Below are 21657 nucleotides of genomic sequence, written 5' to 3' on the forward strand. Positions count from 1 at the left end.
ACGTATACTCCTTCGTTTTTCTCTTTCGGTTACTTAACTCCTGGATTAATGGTTAACTGTTTGTTTTCGCTTGATAAAGTACTTTTTGTGCCAAATGGGATCGCATAATGCGGCTGGCAATGACCGATTTTAAAACCTGAAATAACTGGTTTATTTAAATTAGAAAAATAGTCATCCAACACTTGTTGAAAAGATAAAGAGGGTTCTTTTTTAGCGACGGCGTTATTAAAATCACCAACAATCACCCCGGAAGCATCTTCTAGTTTCCCAGCATTTTTAAGTTGGGATAAGAAAGAATCGATTCGATATGGTTCTTCATCGATATCTTCTATGAATAATAGTTTCCCTTTTGTATCCAGTTCATAGGGACTCCCTAAACTGTTCACGAGAAGTGACAAATTCCCTCCAACTATTTCTCCGCTAGCTTCCCCTTCAGCAAGAACTTCTAAAGCTGTGACGTCTTGATCATAGACGATCGTCTGAGGTTCAAATAATTGATCAAACGCCTCTCTTGAAGCATGGTGGAAATTATCTTTACCAATGTCAGAAGCAAGCATCGGTCCGTGAAAAGTAGTAAGTCCGGTTTTTTGTCTAAACGCTGTGTGTAAGTATGTTATATCACTGTATCCCCAAAAGACTTTTGGATTTTTTCGTATTAAATCATAGTCGATCCTATCAGCAATTCTACCTGTCCCATAGCCACCACCTGCGCAAAAAATTCCTGAGATACTTTCATCAGCGAACATTTCATGTAAATCTTCTAAACGCTCATCGTCTGTCCCTGCCAAATACCCATGTACTTTTTCTACATGTTTTCCGAATTTAATTTGTAGTCCTAGTTGATCGAAAAATAGAATCGCTTGCTGCATATTTTTTACGTTCGGCGGGCTAGAAGGAGCAATTACTCCGATGGTATCTCCTCGTTTCAACGCATTTGGTAACATGGCCATGTCTCCTTTGTGATTGATACAGTTTTATATGGTATTTTAAATAAATTTATAAAGATATGTTATGTAAGGAATGGGGGTCCTAAAGATTTAGGAAGCCCCCATTTAAATTGTAAATCTGTTTATTGCTTTTCTGCCCATTTTAGCTCTAAGTAACCAACTGGGTGACGTACAACTCCTGTTACATCAGGGTTTTGTAACGTGATTTGGTTATAGAAGTAAAGTGGGAATAAAGGCATTTCATCAAATAAAATCTCTTCTGCCTCATATAAATATTCAAAACGCTGTGCTTCATCTGATTCAGCTTTAGAATCGGCAATCAATTGATCATATTCATCATTTGACCAACCAGTACGGTTCATAGAAGAATCCGTAACGAAACTTTCTAAGAAGTTCACAGGATCTGCATAGTCAGCTAAGAATGAACTACGGGAGAACTGCATTTCTAAGTTACGTTGATCTTCTAAGAATACGCTCCACTCTGTATTTTCAAGAGAAACTTCTACATCTAGTTCCTCTGCATACACTTCTTGCATGTATTCTGCAATAGAGCGGTGCTCATCACTTGTGTTATAAGATAGAACTACTTCAGGAAGCTCATCATAGCCTTCTTCTTCCATACCTTGTTCCAATAGTTCACGTGCCTCTTCTGGATTGTACTCTAGTAAATCTCCATTTGTTTCACGGAATTCGTTTCCATCCGCATCTTCAAGACCTGGTGCAACAAATCCTTTTGCAGGTTCTTCTTCATTTCGCGTGATATATTCTACAATGTCTTCTTGGTTCATAACCATTGCGAATGCTTTACGGATATTTTCGTTTTGGAATGGTTCCATGGTTACATTAAAACGATAGAAATACGTACCCGCTTGGTCAGCAAATACTACATCGTCGCTGTCTAATAATTCATCAGCTAAGTCAGATGGAATGCCTGAAGTATCAAGCTCTCCACTATCATACATTTGGTACTCTGTGTTCGTATCATTAACCATTGCCCAATGGACTTGGTCTAATGCTACATTTTCAGCATCCCAATATTCTTCATTGCGTTCAAATAACATGTCACTTTCATGGTTCCATTCTTGTAAGGAGAATGGGCCGTTACTTACGAATGAGTCTGCTTCTGTGTGCCAATCAGGATTTTCTTCCGCTACCTGATGGTTAACTGGGAAAAATGCAGGGTTTGCTACTACATTTAAAAAGAATCCAGTTGGGGCTTCTAACGTTACTGTTAATGTCTTTTCATCTGTTGCTTCAATCATAACATCATCTTCAGAACCTTCTCCATTGTTAAACGCTTCGCCACCTTCAATAAAGTAACCTAAAAACGCTGCTGGAGAAGCTGTATCAGGATCTAATAAACGTGTCCAAGCATAAACAAAATCTTCTGCTGTAACTGGATCCCCGTTTGACCAATTTGCATCTTCACGAATGTTGAAGGTGTATTCGGTCCCATCATCGGAAACTTCCCAATCTTCAGCAATTGCTTCTGTAGGTTGGTGTGAGTCATCTAAACGAGTTAAACCTTCTAATAAGTTGTTTAATGCGTTCCAAGAAATCGCATCAAAACCTACTGGTGGATCAAAAGAGGTAGGCTCTTGCGCATTGTTTAAGTACAGCACATTGTCCCCATCTACCTCAGCTTCACGGTCTGTATCTTCCCCGTCTTCTCCGCTGTCATCTGTTTCTTCTGTTGAATCATCATCTGAACCTGATTCCTCATCGTTACCACTGTCAGATGTCGTACATGCAGCTAGCATGAATACAAGCATCGCAGCAAAAAGTAAAACTAACCATTTCTTCATCGTATTTCCTCCTTAAATTTAACTAGATTGATATTTTTTAACGCGTTCGTCATAAAGCCAACATTCCCCGTAATGCTCTTCGCTGGCTTGATAACGAGGCGGATAAACCTTTTCGCAAGCCACCATTGCGTGCGGACATCTTGCTGTAAAAGGACATCCTTGAGGTGGCGAAAATAAATCAGGTGGAGTCCCATCAATCGGCTCTAACTTTTCCCCTTTTTTATCTAAGCGGGGGATGGAGTTAAGTAGCCCTTGTGTGTATGGGTGTAATGGTTCATAGAAAAGCTCATGTTTCGTACCCGATTCAATGATTTTACCGGCATACATCACGGCAATTCTGTCAGCAACTTTAGCCACCACACCTAGATCGTGCGTGATTAAAATAATTGCTACATTCGTTTCTTGTTGAATTCTTTCAAATAGCTCCAATATTTGTGCTTGGATGGTTACGTCTAAAGCAGTTGTCGGTTCATCTGCAATTAAGAGATCGGGTTCACAGATAAGCGCTATTGCTATAACAATACGTTGACGCATACCGCCACTAAATTGGTGTGGATATTGTTTTAAACGTTCTTCTGGATAAGGGATCCCGACTAGATCTAGCATTTCTAACGCTTTGATCTTTGCTTCTTTATTAGAAATATTGCGGTGCTGCTTTAACCCTTCTGTTAGCTGCGTTCCAATAGTTAGTGTTGGATTTAGCGCGGTCATTGGATCTTGGAAGATCATCGAAATATCTACCCCGCGGATTTTACGCATTTGTTTATCAGAGAGATTGACTAACTCACGGTCTTTAAATTTGATCGACCCTTGTGAAATTTTCCCTGGTGGTGTTGGAATCAGTTTCATTAAACTACTTGCTGTAACACTTTTACCACACCCAGATTCCCCAACAATTGCGAGTGTCTCGCCTTTATGTAAGTCGAAGGAGACACCTCGAACTGCCTTTACCTCTCCACCATACGTAAGGAAGGAAACATGTAAGTCATTTACTTCAAGAATTTTTTCCATCGTTGTTACCTCCTAAGCTTCGGATCGAGGGCATCTTGTAGTCCATCGCCAAGCACGTTGAATGCAAACATCGTTGCAGAAATGAAGAATGCTGGGAAGAATAAACGCCACCAGTGTCCAGAAAGAATAGTCGTTAGTGCGTCATTCGCCATCGTACCCCAACTTGCAAATGGGGATTGGATGCCTAATCCTAAGAAGCTTAAAAATGCTTCTGCAAATATTGCTGTTGGAACCGTTAATGTCATTTGGACAATGATTGGTCCCATCGTATTTGGTAAAAGGTTTTTCTTTATAATTCTGCTCGTTTTTGCCCCGAAAGATTTCGATGCATGAACGAACTCTAGATTTTTAAGTTGTAACACCTGTCCACGTACAATCCTTGCCATACCAACCCAACCAGTAATCGTTAGGGCAAGTATAATAGTGAAAAGACTTGGACCTAAAACAACTAATAATAGGATAACGACTAATAGATATGGTAGTCCGTAAAGAACCTCTACAAAACGCATCATGACATTATCTGTACGGCCGCCTTTATAGCCAGATATTCCTCCATAAATTACGCCAATACTGAAATCTATTAAAGCTGCCATAATCCCAACAAATAACGAGATTCTAGCTCCATACCATGTTCTAGTGAACACATCTCTTCCAAGGTCGTCTGTTCCAAACCAGTGATCCCAAGACGGAGGTTGATTTTGATTGGCAAGTGTAATTCCTCCTACAGAATAAGGAGTCAAATAAGGGCCTATGGTTGCCATAATCCCAAGTAGGATTAAAAATATGAGTCCACCCATTGCGATTTTATTTTTACGAAGGCGAATCCAAGCATCTTGCCAATAAGATAAAGATGGTCTAATAACAGATTCACCATTCGATTGATCTCGGTCGACTTTTTCAAACCATTCAGAAGGGATGGATTCTTGCCTTGGATCCTGTTGTTTTTCTTTCTCTACAGTGTACTGATCCATGTATTAATTCCCCTCTTCCTTATGAATTTTCACTCGTGGATCTAAGAAGCCGTATGTGATATCAACAATAAATAATATCACTACAAGAAAAGCACTATAGAAGACAGTAGTACCCATGATGACGGGGTAGTCACGTTGATTAATACTTTCTACGAAATACTGTCCCATGCCAGGAATCGCAAAAATCTTTTCGATAACAAACGTACCGGTTAATACACCTGCTAAAATGGTTCCCATTATCGTGACGACGGGCATTAACGCATTTTTAAGCGCGTGTTTAACGATAATAGTCATTGGGGACAACCCTTTTGCACGGGCCATCTTTATATAGTCTTGGGTCAGGACTTCTAACATGCTCGACCTTGTTAATCTTGCAATTATCGCCATTGGACCGGTGGCTAACGCAATCGTAGGCAAGATCATATGCATTGGAGACGACCAGGTGGCTACAGGAAGAACCCCGGCGTTTACGGATAATTGTTGAATTAACAAGGTTGCTAACACGAAGTTAGGTATGGATATCCCTAAAACGGCAATGGTCATTGCGAGATAATCTATGATTCCGTTATGTCTTAAAGCTGCTATAACGCCAAGGACAACCCCAGAAAGTAACGCTACCGTAACAGAAATAATTCCTAACTCCGCTGAGATCGGAAACCCTCGGCTGAGCAAATCATTTACACTATCATTCGGTTTTTTAATCGAAGGACCATAATCAAATGTAGCAATGGATTTTAGGTAACCCGCATATTGAACGAGAGGTGACTGATCTAAATTGAAGTGTGCTTCTAAGTTTGCCTGTACAGCTTCATTAGAAGTTCTCTCTTCATTAAAAGGTGACCCAGGAATCGCATTCATCAACACAAAAGTTAGTGTTGCGATAATCCATATAGTCATAATCATTAATAGAAATCGTTTAATCGTATACTTCAGCAAAACAATTCCCCCCTAATTAAGAGAAGGTGGTACGCATAGCAAGTTCTGTCATAACAAGCATCGCGCGATACGCTTCTAATATGTCTTTTGCTTCAAATTTTACTATACAGCTATTTGGTTCTATTTCTGTTCCCGGCATTAAACTCGCCCATTCCGCTTGCCCGTAATTTACGAACTCAATTCGTAACGTAGGATTTTTAGGCGGGACGAGCGGTTCGACTTGATGACGATTTTCAATCGCATGTTGTACTTTGTTATAGACAAGTTCATAAGCGCGTTTTGGTGGGAGCGTTTTCACAGCTGACCTTGTAATCGACTGTTTGACAGCAGCAGTTGTTACATTCGGGATTAATTCTTCTGCTTCTTTTGCAGCTTGATCGTCGCCTCCAACGAAAATAACAGGAACGCCGTGATGACCAGCAACATAAGCGTTTAACCCTAATTCCCCAACGGCAATATCATTAATGAAGAAATTACGCACTCCAAAAATCATCGAATGTGACATCACTCCTGGTTGTCCAGCTCTCGCGTGATAGCCTAAAAACATCGCGCCATCTGTTTGCCCCGTAATTCCTTCAACCATGGAGAATGGTTTAACTCCTCCTGTAATCAAATCTGCTCGTGGGTCTAATTCATCCACTAGAAGGTTGTTCATCTTCGAATGACTGTCATTAACTAAAAAGTCAGTACAGCCATGGTCAAAAGCTGAGCGTATGACATGATTTGTTTCTTCCGTCATTAATTTTCTTCCGCGTTCATAATTATGTAAGTTAGATTGTACGAAGGTATGGTCAGGCAATCCATTAATGCCTTCCATATCGACTGATAAATGTAATTTCAACAAGTGATGCCTCCCCTTGAATAATGAATAAACATAACATGAAATGAATTTAAACAATTTTCAAAAATATTATCAAATCCTGACAAATAATGCAATGGGAGTAAAGCAGTAGATATACTGAAATAGTAATAACTACGCGGATTTTTGGGCTAAAATATTTTTTTAAGTAAACTAGGATTTTTTAAAAATTATAGTCAATGCTTTTCATTTTGGGGAATGTTTTATACAATGGAAGATAGTAACTGAATATTTTAAATTTTATTTACATTGAGAATTCTTACCTGCGTTTAAATACGTGGTGTGGGGGTAAAGTTTACTAAGAATCAATATAATCTTCGATAAAGAGGTGTCCTTATGAGTGAAAGCGTTTTAAAAGCAAATAGTACAAAACATAATTTAAGTGATTACGAACAAATGCGAAAAGAGTTTGACTGGGAGCAAGTGAAGAAAGACTTCTCCTTTGACCAGACTGGAAAAGTAAATGCTGCGTATGAAGCGATTGATCGTCACGCAGAAAATCCAGATAAGAAAAATCAAATTGCTCTATATTATCAGGATGGCGAACGCGGGGAATCGTTAACGTTTGAAGACATTAAAAATCAAAGTAACCAGTTTGCAAATGTACTGAAGAAAGAAGGCATTGTAAAAGGGGATCGTGTCTTCATGTTCATGCCTCGTTCTCCAGAGTTTTATGCTTGTTTCTTTGGTGTATTAAAGGTAGGAGCTATTGCTGGTCCACTGTTTGAAGCGTTTATGCAGCAAGCGGTACAAGACCGTTTAGAAGATAGTGAGGCGAAGATGTTAATCACTACGCCTGACTTACTTGATCGGGTACCAGTAGATGAATTACCTCATTTAGAGAAAGTTGTTTTAGTAGGTGACTCGAAAGATATTAAAGATGGATATGTAGATTTCTATAAGTCCATGGACGGCGAAAACACCTCGTTTGATATTGAATGGGTGGACTTAGAAGATGGGATGTTAATTCATTATACATCCGGTTCCACCGGTAAACCTAAAGGTGTTTATCATGTGCATAATGCGATGATTCAGCATTACCAAACAGGAAAATGGGTGTTAGATTTACAAGAAGATGATATTTATTGGTGTACAGCTGACCCGGGTTGGGTGACTGGTACTAGTTATGGAATTTTTGCTCCGTGGTTAAATGGAGTAACCAATGTGATAATTGGTGGACGATTTAGCCCAGATGCATGGTATGGTGCGTTAGATCAGTTTAATGTGAGTGTTTGGTACTCTGCTCCAACTGCTTTCCGAAAACTGATGAGCGCAGGTGCAGAAGCGGTGGAGAAGCACGATTTATCGAATTTACGCCATATCTTAAGTGTCGGCGAGCCATTGAACCCAGAAGTAATCCACTGGGGATTAAAAGCGTTCGACTTACGTATTCACGATACATGGTGGATGACAGAAACGGGTGGAATGCTGATTTGTAATTACCCGTCTATGGATATTCGCCCAGGTTCTATGGGTAAACCGTTTCCTGGTATAGAAGCATCGATTGTAGACGACCAGGGGAATGAGCTGCCTCCAAACCAAATGGGTAACTTAGCAATTAAGCGCGGATGGCCATCGATGATGCGTGCCATTTGGAAGCGACCTGAAAAATTTGAAAGCTATTTCGTTAATGGCTGGTATGTTTCAGGCGATAGTGCTTATATGGATGAAGATGGTTACTTTTGGTTCCAAGGTCGTTTAGATGATGTGATTAATACGAGCGGGGAACGTGTTGGACCATTTGAAGTAGAGAGTAAGCTAATTGAACATGAAGCCGTATCAGAAGCCGGAGTAATCGGTAAACCAGATCCTGAACGCGGAGAAATTATTAAAGCTTTCATTTCACTGAATGATGGTTATACGGAGTCTGATGAACTTCTAGAAGAAATTCGTCAGTTCGTTAAAAAAGGATTCGCAGCACATGCGGCACCACGGGAAATTGAAGTAACAGATAGTATTCCGAAGACACGTAGTGGTAAAATCATGCGTCGATTACTAAAATCGAGAGAGCTTGGTTTACCTGAAGGGGATACTTCTACTTTAGAAGAATAGAGTGTTATATGAGTCCTAGCTAGTTAAATTACTAGCTAGGATTTTTTTATAAAAAGAAAGGATAAAGCTTCTGCCATAGAATACGGTTCTATGGTATTTTTGATCACAAGGGATTTCTGGATATAAGGTTACTTTTGTGGATAAAGTTAACTTTTTATGGATATATGTGCAAGAATTCTGGATATTCTCGCGACAATTCTGGATTTAAAAATATTCTCGTGGATAAACGAGGAGAATTCTTGATATGAAGCGACTTTTCTGGATAACGAACTCCTTTTCGAATTTCTAATGTCTTATCTCTAAGGGTGGATTGATAACTTCCTTACCTCTAATAGATTAGAGACTCGAAATTTAGGGTATTACTTAGCATACATACAATAAATTAAGGTAGAAGGTGAAAGGATTGAATCAAGAGATATATGACTTCATAGGAATTGGAATCGGTCCATATAATTTAGGTTTAGCTGCCTTAACAGAGAACGTGGAGGAACTCGATGGCATATTTTTCGATCAAACTCCACGCATGGAGTGGCATCCAGGAATGTTGATCGAGGGAACCGATCTTCAAGTTCCTTTCATGGCAGATTTAGTTACGTTTGCAGATCCGACTAATAAGTACAGTTATTTAAATTATTTACGAGATCACAAGCGACTATATAAGTTTTTCTTTTATCAAAAGTTAGAAATCCCACGTTATGAATACAACCATTATTTACAATGGGCATCAGATCATATAAAAGGGCTCTACTTCGGAAAAAAAGTAGTCGATGTCAGGAACGAATCGAACCAACAAGAATCTCTTTATAAAGTAGTCGTAAAAGATATGGAGACAGGTGAGGAAACATTCTATTATTGTAGACATGTTGTAATGGCGACTGGTGCCAAGCCAATGATCCTTGATTCTATGGCTGGATTTCCTGAAAATGATGTACTTCATACAAGCAGGTACGTTTATGAAAAAGAAAACCTATTAAAATCTAGCCATATTACGGTTGTTGGTTCTGGTCAGAGTGCAGCAGAGGTGTTTTACGATTTACTGGAGGAAAGAGAGAATAAAGAGTTTAAGCTGACATGGTTCACGCGTTCAGAAGGGATCTTTCAATTAGAAGCGGCGAAGATTGGACAAGAGTTCTTTGGCCCTGACTATGTGAATTATTTCCACGGATTAGACTTCGAAAAGCGTAAAGAAGCCCTCGATACACTGGAGCCTTTGCGAAACGGGATTGATTATAGTACATTGAACGGAATTTATGAACTTTTATATCATTATTCATCAGGAGAAAGAAATCCTAATATAACGATACAACCTTTAACTGAAGTAAATGAAATTACTAAAGATGACAGTGCGTATACTTTGCACTGTGAACAGTGGCAAAAAGAGGATAAATTTGAATATAAGTCAGATAAAGTGATTTTGGCGACAGGGTATCAACCGAATATTCCGGAATGGTTTAATGAAAGATTTGCAGAAGAAATTCATTGGGAGGATGACAAACGTTTTGAGGTATCTCGTAACTACCGTTTACATTTTAAAGACCAACGAGAAAATCACTTTTATGTCGTAACCAACCTTGAACATTCCCATGGGACAGCAGCAACGAATTTAGGACTAGCTGTGCAGCGGAATATGGAAATTATAAATGACATATTAGGAAGAGAAGCGTATAACACAACCCAAAAAGGGATTTTTCAGCAGTTTGAAATGGACTCTTAGATGATGTTTGAGTAATTACAAATCGGGAATATATTCCATGTAACCTAATTTCAAGAGGAGGATTTGAGTTATGACAAAACGAATTGCATGCTTAATTACAAATATGTTTGAAGATAGTGAGTATACGGAGCCGGCTAACGCTTATCGAGAAGCAGGCCATGAAGTTATAACAATTGAAAAAGAAGCAGGAAAGATTGTTACTGGTAAACAAGGAGAAGCTGAAGTTGAAATTGATTTCAGTATCGATGATGTAAATGCAGATGAATTTGATGCATTGTTCATCCCAGGTGGTTTCTCACCAGATCTTTTACGTGGAGATGATCGATTTGTAGAGTTTACAAAATTCTTCATGAAAAAAGAAAAGCCTGTCTTTGCAATATGTCATGGGCCGCAGCTTCTTATTACAGCTAAAACCTTAGAAGGTCACACGGCTACAGGGTTCAAATCTATTGCAGTTGACATGGAATATGCTGGTGCAACGTTTAAAGACGAAGAGGTTGTCGTTTGTGGCGACCACTTAGTAACTAGCCGAACACCTGACGACATTCCAGCATTTAATCGTGAATCACTGAAGTTACTGTAAGAGTAAAATGGATAGGTATAGTAAAAGATAAAATAGGAGCTGGAGGTTTTATAACCTACCAGCTCCTTCTTGGTTAAAAGTGTTTTTTAAAAAAGTAGACTAGAGAGGTGAAAACTGTGATTGTAACTGATGGTGGAGATCATTTTAAGTTAATTGAACAACATGAGCATGCTCAAATCAGTGGCGTCATTGCAGATTATTGGCCTAAACAACTCTTTAAAGGAATCGATTTACGCGATGATGTGATTTATGCAGCATATAACCACGACTGTGGCTGGAAAGCACTTGACGCCAATCCTGAGTGGAATGGCGAAAAAGATGCACCATATTCTTTCATGACTTATCCAAATGAAATAAAAGTGAAATATTACGAAGCAGGAATCGATGAGGTACAAAAGGAATCGGATTATGCAGCATTACTTTGTAGCATGCACTATCAATCTTTTTTTAAGAACCCTACAGAAAACGACATGGTTTTCGGATTTATTTCCCGGGAAATAAAACGTCAAAATGATATTAAAGCTCGGCTCGAAGGTCAAATCCAATCTGATATTGTCGAATTCCACTTTAAACTGCTTCAATTTTGTGATGATCTATCATTATATTTTTGCCTAAACCACCCCGGAACGGCTAAAAGCAATGAAATTGGAATGTTTCAAGATGGTTTTAGACAAATTTTTGATGGAATTGATGAAAAGATTATTGCGAACTGGGTAAGTGATCAAGCGATAGAAATTAAGCCATTTCCGTTTGAACTCTCGTTTCCTGTAACTGTTTCTATGAAAGAAATAGATAAATCGGTCATTGATCAAATGGGCATTCATGATGCTTATTATCAAACAGACTATTCTAAAAGAACAGCTACCTTTAGATAATTATAATTTCTCAATGTCGAATCGTGAACCTAGCAGTGCCCAGTTTTGAGGGAAAGCGAGCCCTAGTTTCCAATAACTAATTCCTTTTAAGCCAAGCTCTTCAATGAGATCAAATTTAGCTTGGATCGATCTTGCATCTTCAAACCAAACTTCGTGCTGCTGTTGTTCGTCATCGTAGTAAAAAAAGTAAGGTGCTTGGGCTTCCTCATCATATTCAATCGCTTGTTGATTATCCCTAGCAATTCGAATGGCTTGATTGGGGCTAATTGCGGTTGCGAATTCGCCACCTTCTACAAAAGGTAGTGTCCAATCGTAACCGTATAAATTTTGGCCTAATAGGATTTTGTCTGCAGGCATTTCTGATAGTGCATATTCCACCACTTCTCTTACTGGACCAATTGGAGAAACAGCCATTGGTGGCCCTCCACTATACCCCCATTCGTAGGTCATTAAGACAACAAAATCAGCAATTTCCCCGTGTGCCGCATAGTCATGCGCTTCATACCAAGCCCCAACCTGTTCCGCGCTAAGTTTTGGTGCTAAAGCAGTTGATAATAAGAGGCCTTGGTCTTGAAATCTTGCTTTTGCTTTACGTAAAAATTGATTGTAAGCCTCTCGGGTGTCTGGTGGAAGAAACTCAAAATCAAAATGAATATCTTTATAGCCGATCGCTTGAGCTACTCGAATAATTTCATCTAACATGGTGTTTTGGACTGTTTCATCTGTTAGGATAATTCGTCCTAAATCTTGACTGAAACTTCCCTCTTCTAAGTTAGTGACTACCATCATAAGCGATGCGTTATTCGCAGTGGCAATCTCAGGTAATTCACCTAATGGAGGGCCGTTCAAAGTGCCATCCCGATTAACTTGATAACTAAACGGGGCAAGATATGTTAAAAGTGGAGTTCTTGCGCGAGCTGATTGTGTAAGGACAGCACTTACTTCCCCACCAGTAGGTTCTATATAAGCATTGGTGGTAATCGCCCGCTTTGGCACAGTAGGTATTTGTAATTCTTGCCCGACCTGAAGTGGAACATCTAAACTAAGGTCATTATAAGCTGCCAATTCTTCATAAGGGATATTCAATTTTTGTGCAATGGAATAATAACTATCCCCTTGTTGGACGGTATATGTTTCAATTGGAATAACTAGTGTTTGACCGATCACTAAATCTTCTGGTTGTTCTAATTGGTTTACAGAAATAATAGTATCAACAGGAACTTGGTACTGACTTGAAATATCATAGATTGAGTCCCCTTGCGCAACAACGTGTATAAGCAATCTGCATACTCCTTTCGATTTTACAAAAGCTTTCTAAAAGTATCCTATGACAGAAGGTGGTCTGTTATGATAAGGGTATTAGGAATGCGTAAAGAGGTGCCAAAAATGGATGACCAGTATTATATGTCTAAGGCTTTAGAGGAAGCTGAGAAAGCGAAACAGTTGAATGAAGTCCCAATCGGAGCAGTAATCGTTTATAAAGACACAGTCATTGCTTCGGGTTATAATAGAAGAGAGACAGAACAATTCAGTGCTGCTCATGCAGAAATGATTGCGATTAAGGAAGCGAACGAAGTTATAGGCAGTTGGCGATTGGAAGAATGTACACTGTATGTCACCTTGGAACCTTGCCCAATGTGTGCAGGTGCCATTGTGCAAGCTAGGATTCCGCGTGTTGTATATGGAGCACCTGACCCAAAAGCTGGTTGTGCAGGAACACTAATGAACCTATTAGAAGAACCAAGGTTCAACCATCAAGTGGAAGTAGTTGCAGGAGTTCAAGAGCAAGCATGTGCTATGTTATTGAAGAACTTTTTCCGTGAACTAAGAGCAAAGAAAAAATTAGATTAATTTGCTAACGACTCATCATTGCATTTTAAGTAAAAAAATAATATACTATTAAATGCGTCAAAAAAAGGCGCGTAATAAAATGATTGATAACACTTGCCGTGCTAGGCGGGGAGGTAGCGGTGCCCTGTAACCCACAATCCGCTATAGTGGGACTGAATTCCCGGCCCAGGTAAAGTAACCTTAAGGTCTGCCGTAAGTGAATCGTGTTGACGTTCGGGTCCTGCGCAACGAGAACCCGTAAATCCTGTCAGGTCCGGAAGGAAGCAGCAGTAAGCGGCCACTCTTGTGTGACGCAGGGTTACCTGAACCGAGCGAGGATCTTACGTAACGCTTATGGGTTATTTTGTCGAAGCCGGGTGCACGGCGTACATAATGTAAAAGAAATCACCTTTGATCAAAGGTGATTTCTTTTTTTAGTTTATATAACAACATCTTATATCCAGAAAACTAACAAGATATCCAGAAAACTAAGCTCATATCCACGACAATCCATAGATATCCAGAAAAGTGAGCTGGATATCCAGAATGCTCGGACTTATATCCATAATTCTAAGGCTATATCCACAAAACTATAAGGATATCCAGAAATCAAACAGCATCCCCCTCCCATCATCTAATTTTTATAGCATGATTAATTCATTTTGAAATAGCGCGCGCATATCGGTTATAATAGATTAGAGAAGGTAAAGGAGCTAACGTCTATGGCATATCAAGCATTATACAGAGTTTGGCGGCCCCAAAGATTTGAGGACGTTGTCGGACAAATACATATTACACGAACGCTACAAAATGCGATTGAACAATCAAAAGTGGCGCATGCGTATCTTTTTACTGGGCCTCGAGGTACTGGTAAAACAAGTGCTGCGAAAATCTTCGCGAAGGCGATTAACTGTGAAAATAAACCAGTAAAGGAACCTTGCGGAGAATGTGATGCTTGTCGAGGCATTCAGGATGGAACAGTCTCGGATTTAATTGAAATAGATGCTGCATCCAATAACGGTGTAGATGATATTCGAGAAGTTCGAGATAAAGTGAAATACGCTCCTACTTCCGTTTCCTATAAAGTGTATATTATCGATGAGGTTCATATGCTTTCAACGGGTGCTTTTAATGCCTTATTAAAAACATTGGAAGAACCACCAGAACATGTTATTTTTATTCTAGCAACGACAGAGCCACATAAAATACCATTAACGATCATTTCTCGTTGCCAAAGATTTGATTTTAAACGGATCAATCAACAGGCAATAGTGGACCGCATGAAACATATTCTAGATGACCAAGGAATTAAATATGAAGAAAATGCGATTATTCATGTAGGGTTAGCTGCTGAGGGCGGTATGCGTGATGCGTTAAGCCTATTAGACCAGGCGATTGCCTATAGTGAAGACGATCAAATCCATTTAGATGATGTGCTAGCAGTGACTGGATCGATAGCCCAGGGGCAACTATTAACCATGATCGATGCCTTAAAGGATAAGCGGGCAAAAGAAGCATTACAACAGCTTGATGAACTCTTGCAAGCAGGCAAGGACCCTAGTCGGTTTGTATTTGATTTTATACATTTCTTGCGCGACATTTTAATGTATAATAGTGCTGATGGTATGGAAGAGGCATTAGTTCGGGCCATTCCTGATCAACAGTTTCACGAAACAAGGTCGAAGGTGGATCCTGACTGGTTAGAACAAGCGATTAGTATCCTTAATCAAACACAACAAGAAATGAAATGGACAAACAGCCCTAAAATCTTAGTAGAATTAGCTTTGTTGAATATGCAGGAAATCGATCAAGAAAAGGTAGAAGCACCAGCTGCGTCAGCCCCTTCTCCTGAACTAATGCAACAAATTGCATATCTAGAAAAAGAACTCAAAGCATTAAAAGAACAAGGGGTGGCTATGCCTACGGAACAACCTGTCCAAGAACAGCGGCCACGGGCAAATTCTAATCGGCAAAGTAGCTACCGAACACCACATGAGAAAGTTCGTCACACCTTATCAGAAGCGACGAAAGAGGATGTTTCACATGTGAAAACAAATTGGGCTTCCTTCATGGAAGGTCTGAAAAAGACAAGTGCGCCTGCACATGCTAAACTGGTAAATAGCACTCCGCGTGCAGCTTCTTCCAGGTCGCTCATCTTGTCCTTTAAGTATGAGATTCATTGCTCTTTGGTAATGGAAAATCAAGAAATGATTGAAACGCTATTATCTGAGTTCATTGGAAAAAGGCTTACGATTATTCCTGTCCCGGATCAAGAATGGGATAGCATTCGCGAAGATTTTCTTAATCAACAACCTGAAGAAGTAGAACAAACAGATGAGCAAGTTCAACAAGAGCAAGAAGAAGACCAGTTAGTGTCGGAAGCAAAGAAATTAGTAGGCGAAGACCTATTAGAAATAAAAGATTCTTAAGGAGGATTTACAATGAAAGGTCAAGGAAACATGAATAACATGATGAAACAAATGCAGAAGATGCAAAAGAAAATGATGGCAGCTCAAGAAGAACTACATGAAATGAGCTTTGAAGCTACTGCTGGTGGCGGAATGGTTAAAGTGATTGCAAGTGGTAAGAAAGAAATCACAGACGTAGTCATTAATGAAGAAGTAGTAGACCCAGACGATGTAGAAATGCTACAAGACTTAATCATTGCTGCAACAAATGATGTATTAAAGCAAGTTGAAGATACTACGAATGACCGTATGGGTGAATTCACGAAGGGTATGAATATGCCTGGAATGTTTTAGGAGGCATGTCGATGTATTATCCAGAACCGATATCAAAGCTGATCGATAGCTTTACAAAATTGCCAGGCATTGGTCCGAAAACAGCCGCTCGCCTGGCTTTTTTCGTGCTAGAAATGAAAGAAGATGATGTGCTAGATTTCGCAAAATCACTAGTAAATGCGAAACGAGAATTAACACATTGCACCACATGTGGCCATATTACCGATCGAGATCCATGTAGCATTTGTAGCGATGAAAGTAGAGATGGTTCGCTAATTTGCGTGGTAGAGGATCCAAAAGACGTGATTGCAATGGAGAAAATGAAAGATTTCCAAGGTAAATATCATGTCCTTCACGGAACGATTTCTCCAATGGATGGAATCGGACCGGAAGATATAAATGTTTCCTCTTTAATAGAACGCCTTAAAGATGAAAAAGTGGAAGAATTAATTCTTGCTACGAATCCGAATGTAGAAGGAGAAGCAACTTCCATGTACATTTCAAGACTCGTAAAACCATCTGGCATACGCATTACACGTATTGCGCATGGATTACCGATGGGCGGAGATTTAGAATATGCCGATGAGGTCACTCTTTCTAAAGCGATGGAAGGCCGTCGAGACGTTTAACAAAAAATAAATAACTAACATGAACCCCTTCTTGCTTGCATATGTATTAGTAGGACAAGCGAAAGGGGTTTTATTTATGGATCCTATGGTAATTATTTTAGCTTCAGTAGCAATAATCATTTTATTACTATTTTACGGACCACCAATTCAGTTGCTTTCATGGACTTCTAAAGGAGTGATGAAGCTCGTTATTGGCGGGGTACTGATATTTGTAGTAAATGTAGTTGGTTCTATGTTTGGACTGCATATTCCTATTAATTTATTCACAGCAGTAATAGCAGGATTCCTTGGTATTTTCGGTATTGGTTCCTTAGTTGCCATTCATCTGTTTATCCTTCCATAACGTATGTGAAAACTTCGCCAAAATTGTGCGAAGTTTTTTTGTATATAAATCTAGTAATCTGGTCATACTAGTAATGGAGGTGGGGATGATGGGTGAACAAACAACAACCTGTTGCCAGATTTGTGAGAATTGGAAAGGTAATGGATTTTATCTATTAGATGCATTCATTTGTAAAGATTGTGAGCATTTAATGGTAAACACATCACCTGATCAAGAAATATACTCTTATTTTATTGAAAGATTAAAAGAGCGTAGAATGCATAGTTACTTGATGTAATATAAGTGATTTATTTTAAAATGCTACCTACTTCATCGTAGGAGCATTTTTATTCCTTTTAAAGAACCGAAGTTTGGTTCATATGTTGACATTGATAATCATTATCAATTAGTATAATAGGTAGAAAATATTCGGGTTTTGGTTTCATTTATTAAATCCATGGAATATCAGGTGAATTTAAAAGGAGTTATATATAATGATAAAAACAAAGTCAGATTTAGTGAGAACTATTCGAGAGCGTCGATCGATAAAAAGTGGGTATACGGATAAAGCCGTACCTCAAGAACTAATTCAAGAATTGTTAAACCACGCTATATGGGCACCGACCCATGGCGTAAGAGAGCCTTGGCGGTTTATTTTTGTGCCAACTGATCAGAAAGATATATTTGTTGATCGCTTAGTGGAAACTTTCCCTGAAGACATGCAGGAGAATCGACGTAACTATTTTAGTCAGCCAGCCGCTTTTTTAATTGTTATTATGAAAGAAGAACCTGAACAAAAGAAGTGGGAAGAGAACTTCGGTGCAGTAAGTTCAATGATTCAGAATTTCCAGCTGCTTGCTTGGGAAGAGGAATTAGGTGTTGTGTGGAAAACGAACCCACATATATATGAACCAAAAGTTAGATCACTTCTAGGAGTTGAAGAGGACGAAAAAATCGCGGGATTCATTCATATGGGGTATTTTGAGGAAGCACCGCCTGCGAAGGAACGCTCTGCATTAGATCAGAAATTCACCGTTTATCAAGGTTAACTAATTTAAAGAAAAATCCTTTCCCCATCCTTTTGGGGGAAGGATTATAATAATTTTATAGAAATTGAATATAAAAAACGCTCAGAAAGTCTTCTAAGCGTTTTTCCAATTATTGATTGTGGTTATCATCACCTAATATACGCACTTCTCGCTCTAAATCCACGCCAAACTTCTCTTTAACCGTTCGCTGGACCATTTCAATCACTTGTATATATTCTGTTGCTGTCGCGCCGTTTTTATTTACAATGAACCCAGCGTGTTTGGTCGACACTTCTGCTCCACCAATGCCTTTTCCTTGTAGGTCACTATCTTGTATAAGCTTTCCTGCGAAATATCCAGGAGGGCGTTTAAATACGCTACCACAAGATGGGTATTCGAGTGGCTGCTTGGATTCTCTTTTATGAGTTAAATCATCCATAACTGCTTTGATTTCTTCGTAGTTACCAGGTTTCAATTCGAACCGAGCTTCTAGAACAATATAACCTTTTTCAGGAATGTTACTTTGACGGTATTCTAAGTCTAATTCCGATGCTTTTAGCGTTCTAAGATTTCCTTCTCGGTCTACTACGACTGCTTCTACCAGTACATCTTTCACTTCGCCACCGTATGCACCTGCATTCATAAATAAAGCGCCGCCGACTGTGCCGGGGATTCCACATGCGAATTCTAACCCGGATAATCGATCGTCTAGTGCTTTTCTAGAAGCATCTATGATTCTTGCACCGCTCTGAGCAACTAGTGTGTGGTCATCGACGGAAATATCGTCCAACTGTTTCAAACTCAAAACAATCCCGCGAATTCCACCATCGCGTACGATTAAGTTTGAGCCATTTCCTAACAATGTAAACTTGACGTCAGAAGCGTTTGCAAGTTTAACGACTTCTTCTACAGCTTGATACGTAACTGGGGTCACGAAGTAGTCCGCTTTTCCTCCAAGTTTTGTGTAGGTATGATTATTTAACGGTTCATCGACTAAGACAAAGTCTTCTCCTACTAATGTACATAGCTTTTGATATATAGATTCATTTGTTGTCATACATTTCACCTTTTTCTTCTATAAGAAACATTCGTTTTCTTATTTATATACGTCATTATTCTAACACGGTTCTTCGTGTACGTCATTCTTCCTTTTAAACTAGCCGAATAGTTGGCTCATCCTTTATGATAATAGATAGAAGAATTTAATAAAGGGTTGAGACTTATGGACCAATCAAAAACACCATTATATGAAGCGTTATATAAATATCAAGCAAAAAATCCCGTTTCTGCACATGTGCCTGGGCACAAGAATGGGGAGGTCTTTCCTTTTGGGAAAGAAAACCCGTTCTATTCTTTATTAAAATTTGATCTAACAGAGTTACCGGGGCTAGATGATTTGCATCAACCGGAAAGTGCAATTAAAGAAGCGGAGCAGTTAACTAGCGATCTTTATGGTGCAAACCGATCATTTTTCTTAGTGAATGGGACAACAGGAGGTAATCTAGCCATGGTACTTGCCGTATGCTCTCCTGGTGAGGAAGTCATTGTCCAGCGAAACAGCCACAAGTCAATTATTCATGCTTTGGAGTTGGCGGGTGCAAAGCCTGTGTTTGTTACTCCGAATTTTGATGATTCTTTAAATCGCTATATTGGAGTTTCGTTAGAGCAAGTTACTCTCGCATTAAAACAACACCCGCATGCAAAAGCGATCATCCTTACTTATCCAGATTATTTCGGTGTAACTTATCCGTTAGAAGAAATTATAAAATCTGCGCATAGCATTGGAATTCCTGTTTTAATTGATGAAGCTCACGGAGCCCATTTTACAGTGGGTGAAGCATTCCCGACTTCTGCTTTAGATTTGGGTGCCGATGTAGTAGTTCACTCCGCTCATAAAACGTTGCCCGCGATGACAATGGGTTCTTATTTACATGTGAACAGCAGACTAGTAGAGGTTTCAGCTATTCGTCAGAAGTTACAGATGCTTCAGTCGAGCAGTCCTTCCTATCCAATTATGGCTTCTTTGGATCTGGCAAGAAAATATGTAGCGAATGTTTCACAAGAACAACTAGGTGCTGCAGTTACGCAAGCTGAAATTGTTAGAGAGATGTTTCGGTCGATTCCAGCATTAGAAGTTCCACCTTGTAGAGTTGGAGTGGACGACCCGTTAAAAGTCACTATTACGTCTAATCAACTAGATATGAACTTGTTTTATTCTTATTTATTTAACCAAGGCATTGCTTGTGAAATGGTAGAAAATAATCAATTACTTATGATACTTGGGCTAGAGCCTTCTAACAAGGTTATTTCAGTGATTAAACAGGCAATTCATTCTATGTCCGGTTTAGAAAAATTTCAAAAACATGATAGAATAGAATATAAGCATTGGTGCGAAAATAACGTTCAACAAACGCCTTATAGCTTTTCAGAGTTACATAAGCTAGAAACCGAATGGGTTAAATGGGAGCAGGCGGTTAACCGTATTGCTGCAGAGGCAATTACCCCGTATCCACCAGGTATTCCGATTTTGATTAAAGGAGAGCGAGTGTCTCAGTCGGCGCTTGGGTATATTCAGTGGCTAATCAATCAAGATCAGTATATGCAATCGAGTGATTCGCGTATGAATTCTGGGATAGAAGTATATATTGAGTAAAGAAGAGGAGTTTCTATTTTGAGTGGAGTTTTTATTACTTTTGAAGGTGGAGAAGGAGCGGGGAAATCTACCGTTATCCAATATATTAAAGATTCTTTAGAAGAGGTGGGCCAAGATGTAATGGTCACACGCGAACCAGGTGGAATAGAGATTTCTGAGAAGATTCGCAGTATTATTTTAGATCCAGCGAATACGATGATGGACAGTCGAACAGAAGCTTTATTGTATGCAGCAGCCCGTAGGCAACACTTAGTGGAACGGGTCCAACCTGCTTTAGATGCAGGAAAAGTAGTATTATGTGACCGCTTTGTAGATAGTAGTTTGGCCTATCAAGGGTTCGCACGAGGGATTGGTGTGGAAGAAGTTTTTCAAATAAACCAATTTGCCATAGAAGATTGTATGCCGCAGTTAACGATCTGGTTTAATCTTTCTCCAGAAGTTGGCCTGAAGCGAATAGATGATAATAAAGGACGAGAGCGTAATCGGTTAGATTTGGAAAAGATTGATTTTCATCAAAAGGTAGATCAAGCCTATCATATGTTACACCAACGATTTCCAGAACGTATCCAAAAGATAAATGCCGATCAATCTCTAGAGAAAGTTCAAGAAGATTGTTTGAATACCGTCAAGAAGTATTTGGAAAGCTAGTTTTACGTTTTTAAAATGAAAAACTAGCTGCAAAAAAGAAAAATTATTATAAA

The 21657-nt window shown here is 39.2% G+C and carries 21 protein-coding genes and 1 other RNA gene; 14 read left to right on the forward strand and 8 right to left on the reverse strand.

Features of this window, described 5'->3' with window-relative positions; all coding sequences use genetic code 11:
• Nucleotides 1-29 precede the first annotated feature (29 nt).
• From G532_RS0108415 to G532_RS0108440, 6 genes are all read right to left on the reverse strand, one after another.
• Nucleotides 30-950 (reverse strand): S66 peptidase family protein, encoded by a 921-nt coding sequence (locus tag G532_RS0108415; protein WP_027964408.1) that lies wholly within the window; start codon nt 948-950, stop codon nt 30-32.
• A 119-nt stretch (nt 951-1069) separates the two neighbouring features.
• The gene (locus G532_RS0108420) at nt 1070-2752 is read right to left on the reverse strand and encodes a peptide ABC transporter substrate-binding protein (RefSeq protein ID WP_027964409.1); all 1683 of its coding nucleotides are present in this window, start codon (nt 2750-2752) and stop codon (nt 1070-1072) included.
• An 18-nt stretch (nt 2753-2770) separates the two neighbouring features.
• Nucleotides 2771-3763, reverse strand: a complete 993-nt coding sequence (locus G532_RS0108425; protein ID WP_027964410.1) for an ABC transporter ATP-binding protein — start codon at nt 3761-3763, stop codon at nt 2771-2773.
• 5 nt (nt 3764-3768) lie between these two features.
• Complete coding sequence (locus tag G532_RS0108430; RefSeq protein ID WP_027964411.1) at nt 3769-4734, reverse strand: ABC transporter permease; 966 nt, start codon at nt 4732-4734, stop codon at nt 3769-3771.
• 3 nt (nt 4735-4737) lie between these two features.
• Complete coding sequence (locus tag G532_RS0108435) at nt 4738-5670, reverse strand: ABC transporter permease (protein WP_027964412.1); 933 nt, start codon at nt 5668-5670, stop codon at nt 4738-4740.
• A 16-nt stretch (nt 5671-5686) separates the two neighbouring features.
• Nucleotides 5687-6511, reverse strand: a complete 825-nt coding sequence (locus tag G532_RS0108440; RefSeq protein ID WP_027964413.1) for a M55 family metallopeptidase — start codon at nt 6509-6511, stop codon at nt 5687-5689.
• Between the two features lie 354 nt (nt 6512-6865).
• Between G532_RS0108440 and acsA the strand changes: the two genes are divergently transcribed.
• The 4 genes from acsA (at nt 6866) to G532_RS0108460 (ending at nt 11753) form a co-directional block, all read left to right on the forward strand.
• Nucleotides 6866-8581: an acetate--CoA ligase gene (acsA, locus tag G532_RS0108445; protein WP_027964414.1), complete on the forward strand. Its 1716-nt coding sequence runs from the start codon at nt 6866-6868 to the stop codon at nt 8579-8581.
• A 394-nt stretch (nt 8582-8975) separates the two neighbouring features.
• Nucleotides 8976-10295, forward strand: a complete 1320-nt coding sequence (locus tag G532_RS0108450) for a lysine N(6)-hydroxylase/L-ornithine N(5)-oxygenase family protein (protein ID WP_425402129.1) — start codon at nt 8976-8978, stop codon at nt 10293-10295.
• A gap of 70 nt (nt 10296-10365) precedes the next feature.
• Entirely contained in the window at nt 10366-10878 is a 513-nt protein-coding gene (locus tag G532_RS0108455; protein WP_027964416.1) for a type 1 glutamine amidotransferase domain-containing protein, read from the forward strand.
• A 116-nt stretch (nt 10879-10994) separates the two neighbouring features.
• The gene (locus tag G532_RS0108460; RefSeq protein ID WP_027964417.1) at nt 10995-11753 is read left to right on the forward strand and encodes a DUF3891 family protein; all 759 of its coding nucleotides are present in this window, start codon (nt 10995-10997) and stop codon (nt 11751-11753) included.
• Here the strand turns inward: G532_RS0108460 and G532_RS0108465 are convergent, their stop codons facing one another.
• Nucleotides 11754-13034 carry a glycoside hydrolase family 18 protein gene (locus tag G532_RS0108465; protein WP_027964418.1) on the reverse strand — a complete coding sequence of 427 codons (1281 nt, stop codon included), beginning with the start codon at nt 13032-13034 and terminating at the stop codon, nt 11754-11756.
• Nucleotides 13035-13139: 105 nt separating this feature from the next.
• Between G532_RS0108465 and tadA the strand changes: the two genes are divergently transcribed.
• The 8 genes from tadA to G532_RS0108500 all read left to right on the forward strand — a co-directional run bounded on the left by tadA (nt 13140) and on the right by G532_RS0108500 (nt 18324).
• A complete protein-coding gene (tadA, locus tag G532_RS0108470) occupies nt 13140-13604 on the forward strand; it encodes a tRNA adenosine(34) deaminase TadA (RefSeq protein WP_027964419.1) in 465 nt (154 codons plus the stop codon).
• A 96-nt stretch (nt 13605-13700) separates the two neighbouring features.
• Nucleotides 13701-13968, forward strand: an RNA gene (gene ffs, locus G532_RS15855) — signal recognition particle sRNA large type.
• A gap of 337 nt (nt 13969-14305) precedes the next feature.
• Entirely contained in the window at nt 14306-16012 is a 1707-nt protein-coding gene (gene dnaX / locus G532_RS0108475; protein ID WP_027964420.1) for a DNA polymerase III subunit gamma/tau, read from the forward strand.
• Between the two features lie 12 nt (nt 16013-16024).
• On the forward strand, nt 16025-16345 hold the full coding sequence (locus G532_RS0108480; RefSeq protein WP_027964421.1) for a YbaB/EbfC family nucleoid-associated protein: 321 nt from the start codon (nt 16025-16027) through the stop codon (nt 16343-16345).
• Between the two features lie 11 nt (nt 16346-16356).
• Nucleotides 16357-16953, forward strand: coding sequence for a recombination mediator RecR (recR, locus tag G532_RS0108485; RefSeq protein ID WP_027964422.1), 597 nt, complete (start codon nt 16357-16359; stop codon nt 16951-16953).
• A 76-nt stretch (nt 16954-17029) separates the two neighbouring features.
• Nucleotides 17030-17296: a pro-sigmaK processing inhibitor BofA family protein gene (locus tag G532_RS0108490; RefSeq protein WP_027964423.1), complete on the forward strand. Its 267-nt coding sequence runs from the start codon at nt 17030-17032 to the stop codon at nt 17294-17296.
• Between the two features lie 88 nt (nt 17297-17384).
• A complete protein-coding gene (locus G532_RS0108495) occupies nt 17385-17573 on the forward strand; it encodes a sigma factor G inhibitor Gin (RefSeq protein ID WP_027964424.1) in 189 nt (62 codons plus the stop codon).
• Between the two features lie 196 nt (nt 17574-17769).
• The gene (locus tag G532_RS0108500; RefSeq protein ID WP_027964425.1) at nt 17770-18324 is read left to right on the forward strand and encodes a nitroreductase family protein; all 555 of its coding nucleotides are present in this window, start codon (nt 17770-17772) and stop codon (nt 18322-18324) included.
• 109 nt (nt 18325-18433) lie between these two features.
• On the opposite strand, the gene murB is transcribed toward G532_RS0108500, so the two are convergent.
• Nucleotides 18434-19360 (reverse strand): UDP-N-acetylmuramate dehydrogenase, encoded by a 927-nt coding sequence (gene murB, locus G532_RS0108505; protein ID WP_027964426.1) that lies wholly within the window; start codon nt 19358-19360, stop codon nt 18434-18436.
• A 165-nt stretch (nt 19361-19525) separates the two neighbouring features.
• On the opposite strand from murB, the gene G532_RS0108510 reads away from it, so the two are divergent.
• Both G532_RS0108510 and tmk read left to right on the forward strand, forming a co-directional pair.
• Nucleotides 19526-20956, forward strand: a complete 1431-nt coding sequence (locus G532_RS0108510; RefSeq protein ID WP_027964427.1) for an aminotransferase class I/II-fold pyridoxal phosphate-dependent enzyme — start codon at nt 19526-19528, stop codon at nt 20954-20956.
• A gap of 18 nt (nt 20957-20974) precedes the next feature.
• Nucleotides 20975-21604 carry a dTMP kinase gene (tmk, locus tag G532_RS0108515; protein WP_027964428.1) on the forward strand — a complete coding sequence of 210 codons (630 nt, stop codon included), beginning with the start codon at nt 20975-20977 and terminating at the stop codon, nt 21602-21604.
• The last annotated feature ends 53 nt before the right edge of the window (nt 21605-21657 follow it).

Origin of the sequence: Halalkalibacillus halophilus DSM 18494 (genome assembly GCF_000423105.1) — a bacterium.
GTDB lineage: Bacteria > Bacillota > Bacilli > Bacillales > Alkalibacillaceae > Halalkalibacillus > Halalkalibacillus halophilus.